The sequence below is a fragment of the Streptomyces sp. NPDC001515 genome, assembly GCF_053597115.1.
Genome location: NZ_JBSFHN010000023.1, coordinates 39,312 through 58,068, shown reverse-complemented (window position 1 = coordinate 58,068; position 18,757 = coordinate 39,312). Strand labels below are relative to the sequence as shown.

Annotated in this window: 12 protein-coding genes and 1 pseudogene; 4 read left to right on the top strand and 9 right to left on the bottom strand. The window is 72.0% G+C overall.

Annotated features, from left to right (window positions below; all coding sequences use genetic code 11):
• Positions 1-6: 6 nt before the first annotated feature.
• Both casB and ACWCXC_RS24015 read right to left on the bottom strand, forming a co-directional pair.
• Complete coding sequence (gene casB / locus ACWCXC_RS24020; RefSeq protein ID WP_450681543.1) at positions 7-561, bottom strand: type I-E CRISPR-associated protein Cse2/CasB; 555 nt, start codon at positions 559-561, stop codon at positions 7-9.
• Positions 554-2,185 carry a type I-E CRISPR-associated protein Cse1/CasA gene (locus ACWCXC_RS24015; RefSeq protein ID WP_450890498.1) on the bottom strand — a complete coding sequence of 544 codons (1,632 nt, stop codon included), beginning with the start codon at positions 2,183-2,185 and terminating at the stop codon, positions 554-556. Before ACWCXC_RS24015 ends, casB begins: the two co-directional genes overlap by 8 nt.
• A gap of 1,111 nt (positions 2,186-3,296) precedes the next feature.
• On the opposite strand from ACWCXC_RS24015, the gene ACWCXC_RS24010 reads away from it, so the two are divergent.
• Complete coding sequence (locus tag ACWCXC_RS24010; protein WP_450890533.1) at positions 3,297-7,256, top strand: helix-turn-helix domain-containing protein; 3,960 nt, start codon at positions 3,297-3,299, stop codon at positions 7,254-7,256.
• Between the two features lie 66 nt (positions 7,257-7,322).
• Here ACWCXC_RS24010 and ACWCXC_RS24005 read toward each other — a convergent pair.
• Positions 7,323-7,502: pseudogene (locus tag ACWCXC_RS24005) on the bottom strand (Uma2 family endonuclease); the annotation flags it as partial.
• Between the two features lie 138 nt (positions 7,503-7,640).
• Here ACWCXC_RS24005 and ACWCXC_RS24000 point away from each other — a divergent pair.
• The gene (locus ACWCXC_RS24000; RefSeq protein ID WP_450890497.1) at positions 7,641-9,656 is read left to right on the top strand and encodes a thioredoxin domain-containing protein; all 2,016 of its coding nucleotides are present in this window, start codon (positions 7,641-7,643) and stop codon (positions 9,654-9,656) included.
• A 185-nt stretch (positions 9,657-9,841) separates the two neighbouring features.
• Here the strand turns inward: ACWCXC_RS24000 and ACWCXC_RS23995 are convergent, their stop codons facing one another.
• The 3 genes from ACWCXC_RS23995 to trhA all read right to left on the bottom strand — a co-directional run bounded on the left by ACWCXC_RS23995 (position 9,842) and on the right by trhA (position 12,864).
• Entirely contained in the window at positions 9,842-10,474 is a 633-nt protein-coding gene (locus tag ACWCXC_RS23995; protein WP_450890496.1) for a TetR/AcrR family transcriptional regulator, read from the bottom strand.
• A gap of 11 nt (positions 10,475-10,485) precedes the next feature.
• The gene (locus tag ACWCXC_RS23990) at positions 10,486-11,961 is read right to left on the bottom strand and encodes an MFS transporter (protein WP_450890532.1); all 1,476 of its coding nucleotides are present in this window, start codon (positions 11,959-11,961) and stop codon (positions 10,486-10,488) included.
• A 216-nt stretch (positions 11,962-12,177) separates the two neighbouring features.
• Entirely contained in the window at positions 12,178-12,864 is a 687-nt protein-coding gene (gene trhA / locus ACWCXC_RS23985) for a PAQR family membrane homeostasis protein TrhA (protein ID WP_450681548.1), read from the bottom strand.
• 211 nt (positions 12,865-13,075) lie between these two features.
• Here trhA and ACWCXC_RS23980 point away from each other — a divergent pair, with 211 nt between their 5' ends.
• Together ACWCXC_RS23980 and ACWCXC_RS23975 are read left to right on the top strand one after the other, a co-directional pair.
• Complete coding sequence (locus ACWCXC_RS23980) at positions 13,076-14,899, top strand: phosphoenolpyruvate carboxykinase (GTP) (RefSeq protein WP_450681549.1); 1,824 nt, start codon at positions 13,076-13,078, stop codon at positions 14,897-14,899.
• A 287-nt stretch (positions 14,900-15,186) separates the two neighbouring features.
• Positions 15,187-15,648 (top strand): hypothetical protein, encoded by a 462-nt coding sequence (locus ACWCXC_RS23975; RefSeq protein ID WP_450890495.1) that lies wholly within the window; start codon positions 15,187-15,189, stop codon positions 15,646-15,648.
• 151 nt (positions 15,649-15,799) lie between these two features.
• Here the strand turns inward: ACWCXC_RS23975 and ACWCXC_RS23970 are convergent, their stop codons facing one another.
• The 3 genes from ACWCXC_RS23970 to ACWCXC_RS23960 all read right to left on the bottom strand — a co-directional run bounded on the left by ACWCXC_RS23970 (position 15,800) and on the right by ACWCXC_RS23960 (position 18,687).
• Entirely contained in the window at positions 15,800-16,216 is a 417-nt protein-coding gene (locus tag ACWCXC_RS23970; protein WP_450681551.1) for an SCO4983 family protein, read from the bottom strand.
• 103 nt (positions 16,217-16,319) lie between these two features.
• Positions 16,320-17,531: a pyridoxal phosphate-dependent aminotransferase gene (locus tag ACWCXC_RS23965; RefSeq protein ID WP_450681552.1), complete on the bottom strand. Its 1,212-nt coding sequence runs from the start codon at positions 17,529-17,531 to the stop codon at positions 16,320-16,322.
• Between the two features lie 322 nt (positions 17,532-17,853).
• Positions 17,854-18,687 carry an arylamine N-acetyltransferase family protein gene (locus ACWCXC_RS23960; RefSeq protein ID WP_450681553.1) on the bottom strand — a complete coding sequence of 278 codons (834 nt, stop codon included), beginning with the start codon at positions 18,685-18,687 and terminating at the stop codon, positions 17,854-17,856.
• Positions 18,688-18,757: the final 70 nt, after the last annotated feature.

Sequence of the window (18,757 nt, the reverse complement as noted above, 5' to 3'; positions counted from 1 at the left end):
CTCGCGTCACGGGGTCGTTCCGCGCTTCCCGGCCGCCCCGGGAGGGGTGTGGAAATGGACCGACCACTCGTAGGCGATGCGCGCCTTGCGGTCGTGCCACCGGATGAGGTCGTCGGTCAGGGCGGTCCAGGACGGCGGGGGCTGTTCGCAGGAGCGGAGCCGGGTTATCCCGTGCTGGAGGTGGCGCCAGGGCACGCGCCGGCTCGCGACGACACGGTCCACGAGCCGCTGGGCACCGGGATTGTCCGGTCCGCGCCCGGTCCCGTCCCCGATCCTGCGGGCCGCGTCGCCGAAGCTGCCGTGGCCGTACGAGGGCGTGGAGCGCCCCTGGTGGTAGACCGCGAACAGGAAGGCCATCCGCTCGAAGAGGTCGCGGTGGTCGTCGCCGCCGTACCAGCCCGCGCGGATGTGCGCGTTGGTACGGATCCGGGCTCGTCGTAGATCGGCGAGCGTTCCGTACTCGCGGTTGCGGACGAGGGTGGTGAGCCACGTGATCAGTGCCGCGCTGTCGTGCGGGAAGCGATGCTCTTCCGTACCGGGCGACGGTTGCTGCTCAGTCAATTGCTGTCTCCCCTCGGAGTTCGGCCGGAGCCCGGCTCCCGGACACGGCCTCCTCGAAGAGCCGCACGGCCCGGGACCGTGCTTGGTTGTAGCGGTGGCCGGGCGGCAGGGTGTCGAGGAGCTGGAGCAACCTGGTCCGGGCCGTGATCATCAACTTCAGCGCGTAGGCGACCAAGGGAGCGGACACCGGATCGTCGTCCTCGAATCCCCGGTCGACCACTTCGTCCAGAAGTTCGAGGAAGGGGTCCTCGGCTGCGGGCCAGAAGTCGTACCGGGCATCGAGCCGTGCCACCTGACCCGGCTCGTCCGCGACTCGCATGGCGGGGAACGCGGTCTCGGCGGCCACGATCGCCGCGTTCTTGAGGGTCCGTGCCAGATACTCGGCGATGTCCGAGCCGCGGCGGGACGCGCGGTAGAGGTGCGCGGCCATCCCGGGGGCGTAGGGGTAGGCGCCGTGGGTCCAGATGACGGGGAGCGTCTTGTTGGCCAGGAGGCCGACAGCCCAGAGATGGTACGGGGCGCCCTGCTGCGTTTCCGGGTCCTGCCCCTCCGGCTCCGGTCGCCGGTACGGGAGGAGGGACCGCAGCCGTGCGTACATCCCGCCCCGGCCGTCGTTGACGGCGCCGTACAGGGCGTGTGCCTGTTGCCAGAGGGCCCTGCTGGGCGAGGGCCACAGGGGCTTGGACACGCCGTTCGTCGTCATGCTGTACACGGCGTCCTGGAGGTGACGCGCCTGGTCGAGTTCCAGGAGCTCACCGGCACCGATCAGAACCCGGTCGACCATGGCCTGCCCGTGCGGACCGTGCGCCGGACGCAGCAGTACGGAACGTCCCAGGACGCTGTGCAGGTCCGCGGAGCTCCGGGGCGCCCGGGGCTTCCGCTTCTCGTCGAACCTGCGCTGCTCAAGGACGGACGTGGTCCAGGAGGTGTTGAGCGGCTCGCCCGGTCCGTCGGGCGGATAGAGGTTCAGGCGCAGCGTCTCGCCGAGCGTTCCGCCCAGGGTGACGACCCGGATTCTGCCGGTCAGGCGGCCCGCCGCGAGGTTGGTGACCCGGGCGCCGAGCACGCTCCCGGTGATGCGTGCCCGCCCGTAAGGACCGTAGACGTGCTGGGTGAGGGTGGCGCGGAACGCGTCCGCCGCGGGGAGCGGATTATCCCGTTCGAGATGATGATGGTCGAAGTGCTGGTTGTAGTCGCCGGAATGCTCAAGGACCAGCTGAGCGGTTCCGGTGCCGCTCGTGCGGAGATCGTGCGCCAGGTCGGAATTCTGCGCCAGGGGCTGCGTGGGGTGGAACAGGTCCCAACAGTCTGCCGGTTGGCTCGACAGCCACGCGGCGGCCGGTGCGAGAGACCGTTGCCCCAGGACCCAGGCGAGCCAGTCCTCGTCGGAGGACGGGCAGGTTCCGGAAGCGAAGCAGATGGCCAGCAAGTACTCGATGACGGCGACGCTCTCGCCCGGCGAGGCGCAGTCGAGGGCGGCGAGGTCGTCGGCCCGCTCGAAGACCGCGCGCAGGGAATGGTGCGCGGTCGCACCGTCGAGACCGACGGCGGGGATACACGGCTGCGACCGAGGGTCCCAACTGGCGCGCTGCCCGGCGGAAACCGCCGGTCGGACCTCGGGCAATCAGTGTCACTTCCTTCTCTTCGATACGGAACCCCCGCGCATGCGGGGCAAAGCCCAATCCAGGGCTCTACGGCCATCCGACGGGCCACTCCCGCGGAAAGCGGGAAACGCTTCCCCGGCCGGGACGGTTCCTTTCGGTTCCCGTACTCGCCATCCGGCCGGATGGCACCTGCACAAAGGACTAAAATTCGAGGTGCCGATGTCTCGGCACCCCTGGCAGGACCTCACCGGGAGACCGGCGAGGTGCGAACGGTTCCCGCCCCGTGCGCGCGGAACGGGAACCGCTCACTGCCGGGGTCGGCCGTTCTCGGCGCGTTGTCGGCGTCGAGAACGGCCTTCTACCAGAGCTGGTCGACGACCTTGGCCGCCACTGCGCTGACCACTCCAGCCACGAGGATGAGGACCAGCTCATCCCTGCGGCGCCCCAGCCACCTGCGTGTTGCCCTGCCCATGTCGCTCCTCCGCGTCGAGGTCTGCACCTCGGCGGTCGCCGAGCTGCAGACAACGCCCCGGCCCGAGCGGGCGGCAACAGCCAGATTCTGTCGATCAACGTCCAGTCGGGGAAGGCGATTTCAGGCCGTCACGGAGCGGGGTGTCCCATGTCCAAGCCAGAGCCGTTCGACCATCCGAGTTCGATCCCGGGTGCCGTTCGCTTTCGATGCCAGATGCCCTGCGGGGGTGTGGCGGGTGGCGCTGGGGTGCCGCCGGGCTCAGCGTGGGCGTCGGCGTACGAGGATGCTGAGCGTCGTCCGTGCGTCCTTGCGGCGATCCTGCGCGGAGGCGAGGACGGAGACGAGGGCTGCGGTGATCAGGGCGACCCCATAGAGTAGACCGGCGGTTCCGCTCAAGAGTGCGGTGTAGAACGCGAGTTCATGGAGCTGAAGCATGAGGTGACCTTCTGTCGGGAGCCGGTTTCGGCTGCTTGCGGTGATGGGCTCCAGACTGGCGGCGTCGCACCCATGCAACCCAGTTGCGCTGCTCACGCCGCACGATTTCCGCAGGTCAAACGCTTGGATTGGTACGGCGGCGGCCGAGTTTTCCGCGTAACGAACACGACTGGGAGCGGGCGGTGGAGGGTTCGGCCGGGGGAGCGCGGGAGGCGCTGCGCGGAATGCTTCAGCAGGCGTGGAGTTCCCGGAGCCTCACGCAGACGGGTGTGGCCAGGGAACTGCGTGTCTCCCGCACGATGCTGCAGAACTGGCTCAGGGGGGATAGGGTCCCCTCGCTGGATCACGTGCGTGCCCTCCTGGCCGTACTGGCCCGGTCGCAGAGCGGGAACGGCTCGCCGATGACGTACTCGGACGCCGAGTGGGAAGCCGCCGTGACGGCGGCGAAGGCGGAAGCGAAGAGCACGCAGCACCGGCAGATCCCCATCAACCGGCGGAAGGCCGACCACGGCCTTCGCTTCATCGGCCTGCACGGCTCGGCCCCCGACGTGTCCGCCTCCGAAGTCCGCCCGCGCGTACACGAACGCGCGGAGATGAAGGCGTTCGTGCAGGAATCCCGTTCCGGCGCGCCGTCCTACCTGTGCTGGCACGCCGACGGCCCCGTGGGCAAGACGATGCTGCTCGCCGGTTACGTCCGCCACCGGCCCCCGAGCGGCAGCGACATCCTGACCTTTTTCGTCTCCGCCGCCCACGGCACCGACACCCGAGCCGCGTTCGAGAACGAGATCTCGACCCAGATCGACCGGCTTCTCGACAGAAAGGAGCGGAGCCCCGTGCCCAAGGGCACCCGTGCGTGGAACGCCCGATTCGCCCAGGCCGCCGAGAAGAGCGCGGGACACGGACGGAACCTCCTGCTCGTGGTCGACGGACTCGACGACGACGTGGCCTGGTCGGGCGAAATGGCTCAGTCGGGCGACGGAGCCGGGCCGGCGCCGGGCGACGACGGCGGGGTCCGTGGGTCCGGAGACCGTTCCAGGGGTGGGCCCGGGAACTCGGCCCGGGCCGGACGGAGAACCGCGCGCGAGAGCATCGCCGCGCTTCTGCCTGCCGTCCCACCGCCCACCATGCGCGTCATCGTCTCTCTCCGCCGCTGCGCCCCCCTTCCTCGCGACGTCCCCCAGAAGCGGCACCCCCTGCGGCAGAGCCAGAATCTGCGCACCCTCCTGCCGATCGCCGGGGTGCCGAGGTTCCGACAGCCGCCACCCGACGCCACCGCGCTGGGTGAACCGGTCGCGGGACTGCTGGCCATGGCGGACGGCGGCCTGCGGATCACGGACCTGGCGGAGCTGACCGGGCTCTCCGTGGACCACCTCGACCGCCTGGTGCGCGGCCCGGCAGGGCGCGCCCTCGTGACCGAGGACCCCGTGCTCGGGACGTACGCCTTGGCGGACCCCCGCGTCGTGCACGCGGTGCGCGAGGACCTGGGAAGTTCTGCGGTCCGGCGGTACACCGAGCAGCTGCTGCTCTGGGCGCGCGGGTGGCGCGCGGCCGGCTGGCCGGACGACACTCCTCCGTACGCCTTGGCGCATCAGCTCCGCCTGCTCACCGGCAGCGCCGAACGCGTCTCGTACGTACTGGACCTGCCGCGCCTGCGGCGGCTCGCACGCACCGCCGGGCCCGACGTCCCGCTCGCCCAGCTGGACGCCTTCGAGGCGGAAATTCACACGGCGGCGGGCATCACGTCCGCCGAGCGGCTGGCGCAACTGACCGCCCTCTGCGGTGCGCGGACGCTGCTGCGCCGGGCAACCGATACGTACGTTCCCGACGGGGCCCCGGCTCTCTTCGTCCGGCTCGGGGACGCGGAGCGTGCGCGTGGCCTGGCCCGCTCCGCGCCCACAGCCGTTGACAGAGCCGTCCACCTGGCGGAGGTGGCGGTGGAGCTGGCCCACGCGGAACAGCCCTCCACGAGCCCGGTCGGCCCGAACGTCGACGCCCTCGTCCAGGAGGCGGCGGAGTGGCTGGCCCGGGGCCGCGAGGACCAAGGCTTTCCCGGCGCCTTGCGGGAACCCGAGTCGTACGCACGACTCCTCTCCGCTGCCAGGGCGCTGGCCGGTCTGAACGGTCCTGGTACCGCCCGGCCACTGTTCCGCGCGGTGCTCCGGGACCCGGCGGCGGGGACGGCGGCGACAGCCGAGGCAGCAAGGGAACTGGACGCCGTCATGGCGCTGTGCTCCCGGGCGGAGACGCTCAGCGCGGGCGACCTGGGAGCCCGTACCGCGGCTGTCGAACTCTACGGAGCGTTGGCGAAGGTGGCACCCCATCTCGGCTCCTACGTCGGCCATCGCATCGAGGCCGTCTGCGAGGATCTCGGCGACGCGGAAGGACTGGGGACGGTCGACGTCCTGGCCACCGCGGCGTCGGTGCTCGTCGCTCTGCCCGCGAGGCGACAGCGCAAAGCCGCCGAGCAACTGCAGCGGGCCCGCACCCGGATGCGTCGGGCGATCGAGGTGTTGAGGGACCCCGACTCCTCACCCGACGCCTTGTCGGAAGCCGATCGCGCCCACCTGCGCCGCGAACTCGCCGGGACGCTGGAGCGCCTGGCCGAGGCCACAGTGGCCATGAAGGCGGTGGGCGACCATGACGGCACCAGACGCCAGATGGAGGCCGTACCGGAGGACCAGCGTGTCGGAATCCTCGGGGACCCCCTGCTGGAACGCGCGCAGTCGATCCTCTGCGCGGCTGAGAAGGAGAGGGTGCGACGGGCCGACGAGGCTGTCGAGAAGAGCGAGAAGGAGCGCAAGGCGAAGCGCAGGAAGGCTGACGCCGAGCGGGCGGTATTGAACGAGGCGCGGACGAGCCGCCGTGTACGAGCCTCCCGGGCAACACAGCCCACACGAAAAGAACTTGAGAGCACGCGAGCCTCCTCCTCGTCCCGCCGTCCCGACTCGCACCGGCGATCGACCGGCCTGGTGGGCCCAGGCGACGGCCTGTACCCCGATCGTCTGGAGCAGCCTCTCCTACGCATGCTTCTGGAGGTGGACGACGAGGTCGGTGCGGGGCGTCTGGTGCGCGGCCGGCAACTTCTGGAGGCGGCGCTGCGGAGCCGCCCCGCAGCACAGCACGGGGGCGCCTCGCATCTCCTCGATAACTGGACTGTGGAACTCTGCCAGGTCATGGGCGCGGCAGGCGCATCGGACGAGGCCGAAGTGCTCGTGCGGCACCTGCCCGACCCCCATGCCCGCGCGCGACATCTGGCGGCCCTTTCTCTCGGCTGTTCGCTCGCCGGACACGAGGGCCCGGGCGCCCGTCACGCCCGGGCAGCGGCTGGGCTGCTGCCCGCCGGAGCCGTCCCCGATCTGGCCAACGCCATTGCCCAGGCCCTTGCCCACGTCGGGGACGAGGCCGCTGCCACCGCCGTGATCACGGGGGACAGCGCGCAACGGCTGCAGGCGTTGACGGCCGTAGCTGCCGGACTCGCACGACACTGCCCGGAGGCGGCCGCGCGCGTCGCCGAGCCGCTGGTGGACACTCTTGCGCGGCGGATGGCAGCGGCCGGCCCACGCGTGCCTCTCGCCGAGCTTGCGGCGCTGCTTCTTGCCTACCCCGACGTCCGGAGCCCGGCCCCTCGGCTGAGCGACACCCTCGGCCGGGCCGTGCTGAGCGTCGCAGCCCCCGCCATGGCGGCGCCGGAACAGGCGATGGCCGTCCTCGCCCTGCTGGAACGGCTCCGCTGCCTTCCGGACGAAGCGGTGGACGCGGCCGAGAGTTCGGTCGGCAGATGGAGGCGCGCCCCTCAGCGGGGATCGCAGTCGTCGGCGGAACTGGCGCTCCTGGCAGCGGTGGACGGTGACATGGCCGCCGTGCGGCGGCACGCGGACATGGCGCGGACGTGGGACGATCGGGCGGTGGCGCTCGGTGCCGCCGCCGCCCATCTGGCGGGCCTCCACGTGGCGCCGGCCGCGAACAGCGGCGCCCATGACCGAGTGCTCCGGACCTGCCTGGCACTCGCCCGTACCGCGGCCCACGGCAGTCCCCCCGACACGGAGGCGGCCCGGGGCATCGCCATGCAGCTCCTGCGATCCGACGCGTGGACACGCGTGATCCCGCTGCTTCCTTCTCTGGCTCCCGGGGCACCGAGGCGCCTTGGCGCCATGGCGCGAGACGTGCACCGTTGGCTGGTGTGACCGAGCCGTATGCGCTTCGCTGCGAGCGGCGACTTTCCGTTCCCGCTTTTCCCTTTCCTCCATGTTCCCTCGGCCGACCGTGACGGAGAAGGGCGCGGTGGCCTTCACCGTACCGGTGAACATCTCGCCTTACTGCTAAGCCCTGTTGGCCCGGCCGAGGACGTAGGTGTACACGATCGGCACGCCGGTGGCGGCTTGCTCGATGTCCCAGTAGAAGGGGATGTCGGCCTGGGCGTACTGGTCGACGGTGCTGCCCGGGCCGGCCCACGGTCCGTCGAGGCCGCGACGCCCGGCATCCGCAGGCCCGACTCCTCCCACCTGCCCCTTCACGCCCCGCCCCGTGGCGCGCGGGTGTCCCGGGCGTGGGTGCGTGAGGATGGGGGCATGGCGAACCGACTTGCGCAGTCCACCTCCCCCTATCTGCTTCAGCACGCGGACAACCCCGTCGACTGGTGGGAGTGGTCCCCCGAGGCCTTCGCGGAGGCCGAGCGGCGGGATGTGCCGGTGCTGCTGAGTGTCGGGTACTCCGCCTGCCACTGGTGCCACGTCATGGCGCACGAGTCGTTCGAGGACGAGGCGACGGCCGCGTACATGAACGAGCACTTCGTGAACGTGAAGGTCGACCGGGAGGAGCGGCCGGATGTGGATGCGGTGTACATGGAGGCGGTGCAGGCGGCGACGGGGCAGGGGGGCTGGCCGATGACCGTGTTTGTGACGCCGGGGGCGGAGCCGTTCTACTTCGGGACGTATTTTCCGCCGGAGTCGCGGCACGGGATGCCCTCGTTCCGGGAGGTGCTCGAAGGGGTGGCGGGGGCCTGGACGGAGCGGCGGGAGGAGGTCGGGGAGGTGGCCGGGCGGATCGTGCGGGATCTGTCCGGGCGGAGCCTGGCGCACGGGGGCGACGGGGTGCCGGGGGAGTCGGAGCTGGCGCAGGCGTTGCTGGGGCTGACGCGGGAGTACGACGCGACGTACGGGGGGTTCGGCGGGGCGCCGAAGTTCCCGCCGGCGATGGTGGTGGAGTTCCTGCTGCGGCACCACGCCCGCACGGGGGCCGAGGGCGCGCTGCAGATGGCGGTGGACACCTGCGAGGCGATGGCGCGGGGCGGGCTGTACGACCAGCTGGGCGGCGGGTTCGCCCGCTACTCGGTGGACCGCGAGTGGATCGTGCCGCACTTCGAGAAGATGTTGTACGACAACGCCCTGCTCTGCCGCGCGTACGCGCACCTCTGGCGCTCGACCGGGTCGGAGTCCGCCCGGCGGGTGGCGCTGGAGACGGCCGACTTCATGGTGCGGGAGCTGCGGACGGCGGAGGGCGGATTCGCCTCCGCGCTGGACGCGGACAGTGAGGACGCGGAGGGTCGGCACGTCGAGGGAGCGTACTACGTCTGGACGCCTGCCCAGCTGCGCGAGGTGCTGGGGGAGGAGGACGCGGCGTTCGCGGCCGGGTACTTCGGGGTGACAGAAGAGGGCACCTTCGAGGAGGGTGCCTCCGTGCTGCGGCTGACGCCGTCCGGGGTGGTGGACGCGGAGCGGGCCGCAGATGTGCGGGCCCGGCTGCTCGCCGCCCGGGAGCGGCGGGCGCGGCCCGGCCGGGACGACAAGGTCGTCGCCGCATGGAACGGGCTGGCCATCGCGGCGCTCGCCGAGACGGGCGCGTACTTCGACCGGCCCGATCTGATCGAGCGCGCCACGGAGGCGGCCGACCTGCTGGTCCGGCTCCACATGGGCCCCGTCGCCCGGCTGGTGCGCACCTCGAAGGACGGCCGCGCCGGGGAGCACGCCGGCGTGCTGGAGGACTACGGCGATGTCGCGGAGGGCTTCCTCGCGCTGGCGTCGGTCACCGGGGAGGGGGCCTGGCTGGAGTTCGCCGGGTTCCTGCTGGACATCGTGCTCCAGCACTTCCGGGGCGAGGGCGGCCAGTTGTACGACACCGCCGACGACGCCGAGCGGCTGATCCGCCGCCCCCAGGACCCCACGGACAGCGCCACCCCGGCCGGCTGGACGGCGGCGGCCGGTGCGCTGCTCTCGTACGCCGCGTACACCGGCTCCGAACCCCACCGCGCCGCCGCGGAGGGCGCGTTGGGCGTCGTCAAGGCGCTCGGGCCGCGTGCGCCCCGGTTCATCGCCTGGGGGCTCGCCGTCGCCGAGGCGCTGCTCGACGGGCCGCGCGAGGTGGCCGTCGCCGGGCCCGTGGGCGGTGAGCTGCATCGTACGGCCCTGACCGGGACGGCGCCCGGGGCGGTCGTCGCCGCCGGGGAGACCGCCGGGGCGGAGTTCCCCCTGCTCGCCGACCGGCCCCTGGTGGGCGGTGCGCCGACCGCGTACGTCTGCCGGCACTTCGTCTGTGAGGCGCCGACCACCGACCCGCAGGTGCTGGCCCGCGCGCTGGGCGGTGAGTGACGGGGGCGGCGGCGAGGGTGCGAGGGCGCTCCTGCGGTTCCCCCGTCAGAGGCGCAGGCCGTTTCGCGGGGCTTTCGGCGTTTCGTCGGTCGTCGCCGGGAGATCTGCGCGCTTGCCGTTGATCCGCAGGCACCGGCCCGCGCGCTGGGCGGTGAGTGACGGGGGAGGGCGATCTCTCGCCGCCGTCAGAGCCGCAGGCCGTTTCCCAGGGCCTCCAGCGCTTCGTCGATCATCGCCAGGAGATCGCCCCGCATGCCGTGCTCGCCCCAGTACAGCGTGACCTCGCACAGCGCGCCCAGCACCGCCGCCACGAAGATCCGGACGCGCAGGTCGTCCGGGTCGCGGCCGGTGCGGTCGGCGAGGACCTGGGCGAGCGTTCTGGCCGTGTTCGACATGGTCTCGGTCATCCGGGCCCGGATGGCGGGGATCTCGACCATCAGCCGGGTGCGCTGGCGCAGTTCCTCGTCATCCGTGGTGATGAACCGCCCCAGCGCCTCGCGCATCATCAGCCGCAGCGACTCCAGCGGCGGTTCGTCCGCCGGGCGGCTGCGGAGCGCGGCCTCCATGACCGGGTCGTACTCGTCGGTGAGGACGATGTCCTCCTTGGTCGCGAAGTAGCGGAACACGGTGCTCGGCGAGACCTCCGCCGCCTCCGCGATCTGCTCGATCGTCGTCGCCTCGTACCCCTGCTCCTCGATCAGGCGGTAGGTGGCCCGCCGGATCGCGACCCGGGTCTTGAGCTTCTTGCGTTCACGCAGACCCATCGGGGGCTGCGCCCCGGATGCGGCGAAGGAGGGGGTGCGGGAGGTGGCGGCCATGCGGGCCATTGTCAGGCATCGACCGGGGCCCCGGCCACGTCGGCGGTGCGGCCGGCCCGGCGGCCGGTCCTCGGCAGGAACGCCCGGACCAGCAGCGCCCCGGCCAGGGCGGCGGCCGCGACGACGAGGAGGACCAGGCTCATCCCGTGCAGGTACGCCGCGTCGGCGGAGTCCGCGAGCCGCGGCGCGCCGAGCCGGGCGGCGACGGCGTGGGCGGCCACGACGGAGTCCCCGGCGGTGTCCGCGGCGGCGGCCGGCACCCCGGTGGTGTCGAGCCGGTCCCCGTACGCCCCCGCGAGCACGCTGCCCAGCAGGGCCACGCCGAGCGCGCCGCCGGTCTGGCGGACGGTCATCAGCAGGCCCGAGCCCCGGCCCGCCCGGTCGGCCGGCAGGGCGCCGAGCGCCGCGTCCATGGAGGGGACGATGGCGAAGCCGAAGCCGAAACCGGCGACGGAGAGCCACAGGGCGGTGAAGCCGTATCCGCTGTCGACGGTCGTACGGCTGCCGAGCAGCGCGGCGAGGGCGAGGACGACGAGCCCGGCGGAGATGGTGGCGCGGGCCCCGAAGCGGGCGGTGACCGGCGCGCCGGCCTTCGCGGTGAGGATCAGCCCGCCCATCATCGGCAGCATCCGCAGACCGGTGCCGAACGCGTCGTGGCCGAGGACCGCCTGGAGGTGGGCCGGCAGGACGAACATCAGCCCCGAGATCACGAACATCACCAGCGTCGCGGCGAGCGCGCTCAGCAGGAACGCCCGCTGCCGCAGCAACCCCAGGTCGAGCATGGGGACGGCGGTGCCGCGCTCCCGTACGACGAGGCAGCCGAGCAGGACGGCGCCGGCCGCCGCCGCCGCGAGGACGAGCGGGTCCGTCCAGCCCCGGCCCGGGGCCTCGATGATCGCGTAGATCAGGACGGCCAGGCCGGTCGCGGTGAGCGCGGTGGAGAGCGGATCGACGCGGGGCGCCGCCGGGTCGCTGGTCTCGGGGAGCAGGAAGACGCAGGCGGCGATCCCGAGCGCCACCATCGGCATGTTGACCAGGAAGACCGAGCCCCACCAGAAGTGATCGAGCAGCCAGCCGCCGGCGATCGGGCCCAGCGGCATGCCGATCGCCGAGGCGGCCGAGACGATCCCCACCGCCCTGATCCGGTCCTCCGGGTCGCCGAAGAGCGAGGGCAGGACGGACAGGGCCAGCGGCATCACGAACGCCGCGCCCACGCCCATGACGCACCGGGCCGCCACCACGGCGGCCACCTCGTCCGCCAGGGCGCCCACGACGCTTCCGGCCAGGAAGACCGCGAGCCCGGCGAGCAGCATCCGGCGGCGGCCGAAGCGGTCACCGAGCAGTCCGGCCGGGAGCATCAGCGCGGCGAACACCACGATGTACGCGTCGGCCATCCACTGCTGCTCGCCCGTCGTGGCGCCGAGATCGCCCGCGAGGGTCGGCAGCGCCACGTTGAGGATCGTCATGTCGAAGCCGAGGACGAGCATGCTCGCCACCAGCGCGCTCAGGGCCCACCACCGTCGCTCCACCGTATGCCCACCCCGTCCACGTCCCTCATCCTGATGGCTACTGTTAAATGACAGTAACTCTCAAAAGGGAGTGAGTGTCAATGAGTGGGGAGGGGGTGAGGAGTGGGTGCGCGGGCATGCGAAAGGGCCGCGGCTCGGCAGCCGCGGCCCTTTTCCGGGGAGGGGAGAGGTGTGTCAGGTGTGGTTGTACGCCACCAGGGAGATGCCGACGTAGTGCACGACGAACGCCGCGAGCGTCAGTGAGTGGAACACCTCGTGGAAGCCGAACCAGCGCGGTGACGGGTTCGGCCGCTTGATGCCGTAGATGACCCCGCCCGCGCTGTAGAGCACCCCGCCGACTATGACCAGCACCAGCACCGCGATCCCGCCCGTGCGCATGAAGTCCGGCAGGAAGAAGACCGCCGCCCAGCCCATCGCGATGTAGCAGGGCGTGTAGAGCCAGCGGGGGGCGCCGACCCAGAAGACCCGGAAGGCGATTCCGGCGACCGCCGCCCCCCAGACCGCCCAGAGCAGCGGTGTCCCGGTGGACTCCGGCAGCAGGAGCAGGGTCAGCGGCGTGTACGTGCCCGCGATGATCAGGAAGATGTTCGCGTGGTCCAGCCGGCGCAGGACCGCCTCGCCGCGCGGCCCCCAGGTGCCCCGGTGGTACAGCGCGCTCACGCCGAACAGCAGGCACGCGGTGAGCACGTAGATCGCGCAGGCGACCCGGCCGCGCGTGCTGTCCGCGAGCGCGACCAGCGCGATTCCGGAGATGAGGACCGCCGGGAACATTCCGGCGTGCAGCCAGCCGCGCAGGCGTGGCTTCAGCGGGAGGGCATCGGTCCCGGCGGAGGGCGGAGGCTCGGCGGTGGCGGCAGTCATTCCCGCATCGTACCTACGCCTCCGTAGGTAGCGGATGTGAGTGGTGATGCTCACGTGTGCGGCCCCCTGGACATATGGGCGCGACGGTCGGATGATCAAATGAGTGCGGTCGGCACCGGATGAGCGCCGGGGAGTTCGAAGGGGTAGAAGCATCCGGGCCGCAGCCCCCACGGGGCCAACCAGACACAGACACCCTCATCAAGGAGCGATCGTGGCGCGCGACATCGCGGCTCCCCTCACTGTCCCCACCAACCACCGGGAGCTGGTCTCCTGGGTCGACGAGATCGCAGCCCTGACCGAGCCGGACCGCGTGGTCTGGTGCGACGGTTCGGAAGCCGAGTACGAGCGCCTGTGCGGGGAGCTCGTCGCCAAGGGCACGTTCACCAAGCTCGACGAGATCAAGCGCCCGAACTCCTACTACGCCGCCTCCGACCCGAGCGACGTCGCCCGCGTCGAGACCCGTACGTTCATCTGCTCCGCCGAGGAGGAGGACGCCGGTCCGACGAACCACTGGAAGGACCCCGCCGAGATGCGGGAGATCTTCACCGGCGAGCAGGGCGTCTTCCGCGGCTCCATGCGCGGCCGGACCATGTACGTCGTGCCCTTCTGCATGGGCCCCGTCGGCTCGCCGCTCTCCGCGATCGGCGTCGAGATCACCGACTCCGCCTACGTCGCCGTCTCGATGCGCACCATGACGCGCATGGGACAGGCCGTCCTGGACGAGCTGGGTTCCGACGGATTCTTCGTCAAGGCCGTCCACACCCTCGGCGCCCCGCTGGCCGAGGGCGAGCAGGACGTCCCGTGGCCCTGCAACGAGACCAAGTACATCTCCCACTTCCCCGAGGACCGCGAGATCTGGTCCTACGGCTCCGGCTACGGCGGCAACGCCCTGCTCGGCAAGAAGTGCTACGCGCTCCGCATCGCCTCCGTCATGGCGCGTGACGAGGGCTGGCTCGCGGAGCACATGCTGATCCTGAAGCTCACCCCGCCGCGCGGCGAGTCGAGGTACGTCGCGGCCGCGTTCCCGAGCGCCTGCGGCAAGACCAACCTCGCCATGCTGGAGCCCACGATCCCCGGCTGGACCGTGGAGACCATCGGCGACGACATCGCGTGGATGCGGTTCGGCGATGACGGCCGGCTGTACGCCATCAACCCCGAGGCGGGTTTCTTCGGCGTCGCGCCCGGCACCGGCGAGCACACCAACGCCAACGCCATGAAGACCATGTGGGGCAACTCCGTCTTCACCAACGTCGCGCTCACCGACGACGGGGACGTCTGGTGGGAGGGCATGACCGAGGAGCCGCCCGCCCACCTCACGGACTGGAAGGGCAACGACTGGACCCCCGCGTCCGGGACGCCCGCCGCCCACCCCAACGCCCGCTTCACCGTCCCGGCCGGGCAGTGCCCGACCATCGCGCCCGAGTGGGAGGACCCGAAGGGCGTGCCGATCTCGGCCATCCTCTTCGGTGGCCGCCGCGCCTCGGCCGTTCCGCTGGTCACCGAGTCCTTCACCTGGCAGCACGGTGTCTTCCTCGGCGCCAACGTCGCCTCCGAGAAGACCGCCGCCGCCGAGGGCAAGGTCGGCGAGCTGCGCCGCGACCCCTTCGCCATGCTGCCGTTCTGCGGCTACAACATGGGCGACTACATGAACCACTGGCTGGAGGTCGGCGCGGACAAGGACCAGTCCAAGCTGCCGAAGATCTACTACGTGAACTGGTTCCGCAAGGACGACACCGGCCGGTTCGTCTGGCCCGGCTTCGGTGAGAACAGCCGCGTCCTGAAGTGGATCGTCGAGCGCCTGGACGGGAAGGCCGAAGGCGTCGAGACCCCGATCGGCGTCCTGCCGGCCAAGGGCTCCCTCGACACCGAGGGCCTGGACCTCTCCGACTCCGACCTCGACCTGCTGCTCACCGTGGACCAGGAGGTCTGGCGCGAGGAGGCGGCGCTGGTCCCCGAGCACCTCAACACCTTCGGCGACCACACGCCCAAGGGTCTGTGGGACGAGTACCGGGCCCTGGTCCAGCGCCTGGGCTGAGCACGCCCCGCGCCCGTTGTGGCGGCCGGCCCCCGGAACCCGAGCGGTTCCGGGGGCCGTGTCCGTTCGCGGGGGTGCGGTCGGGCCGTGCCCGTTCGTCGTGCGGTCGTGACCTCTCCGAGCTGTCGGTGCGAGCGCGCCGCCGCCTACCGTCGGAGCGAGCCGTACCGGGGGGTGCGGGAGGGGCGGGGGCCATGACGGACACGAAGTATCCCGAGTACCCGGACCGTCCCGTGGTGCGGTATCCCAGGCATCCCGATACCCCGCTCCTTCCGCGGCGGCCGAGGATGCCCCTCTGGCTCACCGTTCTGCTCATGGTGCTCGCCGCGCCGGCGGTGCTGTATCCGGTCGCCGTCGTCGTCGGCTACGTCTACGCGTACGGCGAGGCCCACGCGGACATGCGCTTCCCGTCCCAGGACGTGACCCTCACCTCCTGCCACCGGGACGCGACGAGCGGTGTGCCCGTGGCCCGCGTCCGGGTGGAGAGCGGGGCCGCCCGGCCCGGGAGCTACCGGGTGGACGTCCGCTTCCGCGATCCCGGGGGCAACGACGGCGGAGCGGGCCGGAGCGTGCCGGCCGGGCGCACCACCGTGGTCGTCGGGGAGCTCGCGGTCGGCGCCGTGGCTGACCGGGACGTCGCCGGCCCGGTCCCCGTGCGGGGCCGTCCGGAGTGCGTGATCCACGACGTGGTGTTCCGGTCGTCGGAGTTGGCGGCGAAGGGGGCCCCGTTCCCGTCTCCCCTGTCCTGAGCGGGCCTGCCCTTCGGCTACGGGGGAGCGGGCCCCCTCCTCCGTCACGCGTGGGCGGGCCCGCTCGTCCGCTACGGGATGGGCGGGCCCGCTCCTCCGCTACGGGGTGGCACCCGGTCCACGCGCCTCCACGGCCGTGGACCGGGGCCGTTCAGTGGGCGCCGACCAGGCGTCCGGGGGTGCCGGACGGGTCGGTGCCTGCGGCCTCGGCGGCCGCGCTGTGGGCGTCCATCCGCTCGGCGGAGAGGATCGCGGCCACGGTGTCGGCCCGCGACGCGGCCACCACCAGGGCCCGGCCCGCGAGGGCGTGGGCGCGGCGGTGGAGCGCGGCCGCGGGGGCGTCGGAGCGGCCGGCGTGGCGGGCGGGCGGTGCGCCGCGCAGCCGGGCGACCTGCTCGGCGATGCGGTCGCCCGCCGTGTCGAGCCCCAGTTCGTCGGTGACCGCGAGGAGGGCGGCCAGATGCCCGGCGAGCTGGATGTCCAGCTCCTCCTCGCGGCTGCGGTGCGGGAAGTCGCCCGAGTGCTCGGCCGGTGTGTGGACCGATGTGGTGCGGATCGGTTCGTACATGGAGGGCCTCCTCGTGACGCTGGGAGATCCATCCTAGCTTGGATTGAGTCTAAAGTTGTCCATCTTCGAGATGGCGGGGGAGCGGGCGGGGCCGCGTTCCCCGCTACACCTGGCTGTATCCGTCCAGGAAGTGGGCGATCCGGCCGATCGCATCGGTCAGATCCTCCGTCGACGGCAGGGTCACCACCCGGAAGTGGTCGGGATCCGGCCAGTTGAAACCGGTGCCCTGCACCACCATGATCTTCTCGGCCCGCAGCAGGTCCAGGACCATCTGACGGTCGTCCTTGATCTTGTAGACCTTGGGGTCGAGACGGGGGAAGAGGTACAGCGCCCCCTTCGGCTTCACGCAGGTCACGCCCGGGATCTGCGTCAGCAGGTCGTACGCCGCGTCCCGCTGCTCCAGGATCCGGCCGCCCGGCAGCACCAGATCGGTGATCGACTGCCGGCCGCCGAGCGCGGTGGCCACCGCGTGCTGCGAGGGCATGTTGGCGCACAGCCGCATGTTGGCGAGGATCGTCAGCCCCTCGATGTACGAGGTGGCGTGCGCCTTGGGCCCGCAGACGGCCAGCCAGCCGGAGCGGTAGCCGGCCACCCGGTAGTTCTTCGACAGCCCGTTGAAGGTGAGGACCATCAGGTCCGGGGCGATCGTCGCGGTCGGGGTGTGGGTCGCGCCGTCGTACAGGATCCGGTCGTAGATCTCGTCGGAGCAGACCACCAGGTTGTGGCGGCGGGCGATCTCCGTCAGCCCGCGCAGCATCTCCTCGTCGTAGACCGCGCCCGTGGGGTTGTTCGGGTTGATGATGACGAGGGCCTTGGTGCGGTCGGTGATCTTCCGCTCGATGTCCGCCAGGTCCGGCATCCAGTCGGCCTGCTCGTCGCAGCGGTAGTGCACGGCGGTGCCGCCGGCCAGCGACACGGAGGCCGTCCACAGCGGATAGTCCGGGGCCGGGACGAGGACCTCGTCCCCGTCGTCGAGCAGCGCCTGCATCGACATCTGGATCAGCTCGGAGACGCCGTTGCCCAGATAGACGTCCTCGACGTCCAGGTCGATGCCCTTGGTCTGGTAGTGCTGCATGACCGCCCGGCGCGCGGACAGCAGGCCCTTCGCGTCGCCGTATCCGTGCGCCCCGGACAGGTTGCGCAGGATGTCCTCAAGGATCTCGGGCGGGCACTCGAAACCGAACGCGGCGGGGTTGCCCGTGTTCAGCTTGAGGATGCGATGACCCGCTGCTTCCAGCCGCATCGCCTCTTCGAGCACGGGGCCCCGGATTTCGTAACAGACGTTGGCGAGCTTCGTGGACTGGATCACCTGCATGTCTGCGAGCTTACGACCACGTTTCACGGCCCGCCCGGCTTTGTCCGGCCCGTCACCCGTGCGGGCAGCGCCGCCCGTCCGCCCCGGCTTCCATCGCCATGCGCCCGCCGCCCCGGACCGTGGGAACCCCGGGCGCGGGGCGCGGCGCGGCTTGGAATGGGGTGGAGGAGGGACGTGACGGAGCGGATCGGGTGAGATGCGCCACGGCGCGGTGCGGGACCGGGGTCCCGGGGTGCCGTCGCGGCGTACGGACGGGCCCGGGAGCCGTCGCCGGGTGCGGGCCGGGTCCCGGGGCGCCGAGGCGAGGGGCCGCGCCCCCGCGTCACTCCGGCAGGACGGCCCCGTCCGGCACCCGTATCCCGAAGACGTCCACGAGCAGGCGGACCGTCTCCTCGCGGTCCGCGAGCTTCCGCTCCTCCCGGCTCCCGTCGTTCGCCGTCACCACCAGCGTGCGGCCGGTGAGGGACAGATGGGCGTCCAGGGTGACGTGCTGCGCGTACAGCCGCTGGGAGAACGGGGACCGGGGGTTGGTCGCGATGTGCCAGTTGACGACCTCGAAGTCGGGCGCCTCGAAGGGCTCCTCCGTGAACACGTACTGCGTCTGCCACTCCTCCTCGCCCGTCGCGGCCCGCAGCTCGTAGAGCGGCAGCGGCCCGTCGTGCGCCACCCGGACCAGCCGGTGGCGGCGCGGGGCGTCCGCCACCTCGGCGCCGTCGGCCAGCGGGACCGGCTCCAGCAGGGCGCCCATGCCCCCGAAGCCGACGTCGGCGACGTACGGCACGGGCTCGTCCGCCACCGTGACCAGCAGCAGCATGTGCGTGCGCGGCCGGACGTCCCCGGGGCGGGCGCCCAGCACCACCCGCCCGGCCAGCAGCCGCACCCCGAAACCGAGGGCCCGCAGGGCCGCGGCGAACAGGGTGTTCTGCTCGTAGCAGTACCCGCCGCGACCGCCGCGCACGAGCTTCGCCTCCAGATCGGGCAGGGCGAGCGAGGGCACCGTGCCCCGCACCGGGTCCAGGTTCTCGAACGGGATGCCCAGCGCGTGCGCGCGGTGCACCGACCGCAGCACGGCGGCGGTGGCGGCGCGCTCCCCGGACCAGCCGATGCGGGCGAGGTAGGCGTCGAGGTCGAGTCCGGCGGAAGCGTCGCGAGTCATACGGAAATCCTGCCAGGCGGGTCCGACAACGCACCGCGCGCGGCCCCCGGTCCCGCCCGCCGGTCCCCCC

Bases quoted from the DNA above. Each gene is read 5' to 3' on its own strand.
- ACWCXC_RS24010 (WP_450890533.1), top strand. From the start codon at position 3,297: ATGCTTCAGCAGGCGTGGAGTTCCCGGAGCCTCACGCAGACGGGTGTG.
- ACWCXC_RS24000 (WP_450890497.1), top strand. From the start codon at position 7,641: ATGGCGAACCGACTTGCGCAGTCCACCTCCCCCTATCTGCTTCAGCAC.
- ACWCXC_RS23995 (WP_450890496.1), bottom strand. From the start codon at position 10,474: ATGGCCGCCACCTCCCGCACCCCCTCCTTCGCCGCATCCGGGGCGCAG.
- ACWCXC_RS23990 (WP_450890532.1), bottom strand. From the start codon at position 11,961: ATGCTCGTCCTCGGCTTCGACATGACGATCCTCAACGTGGCGCTGCCG.
- trhA (WP_450681548.1), bottom strand. From the start codon at position 12,864: ATGACTGCCGCCACCGCCGAGCCTCCGCCCTCCGCCGGGACCGATGCC.
- ACWCXC_RS23975 (WP_450890495.1), top strand. From the start codon at position 15,187: ATGCCCCTCTGGCTCACCGTTCTGCTCATGGTGCTCGCCGCGCCGGCG.
- ACWCXC_RS23970 (WP_450681551.1), bottom strand. From the start codon at position 16,216: ATGTACGAACCGATCCGCACCACATCGGTCCACACACCGGCCGAGCAC.
- ACWCXC_RS23965 (WP_450681552.1), bottom strand. From the start codon at position 17,531: ATGCAGGTGATCCAGTCCACGAAGCTCGCCAACGTCTGTTACGAAATC.
- ACWCXC_RS23960 (WP_450681553.1), bottom strand. From the start codon at position 18,687: ATGACTCGCGACGCTTCCGCCGGACTCGACCTCGACGCCTACCTCGCC.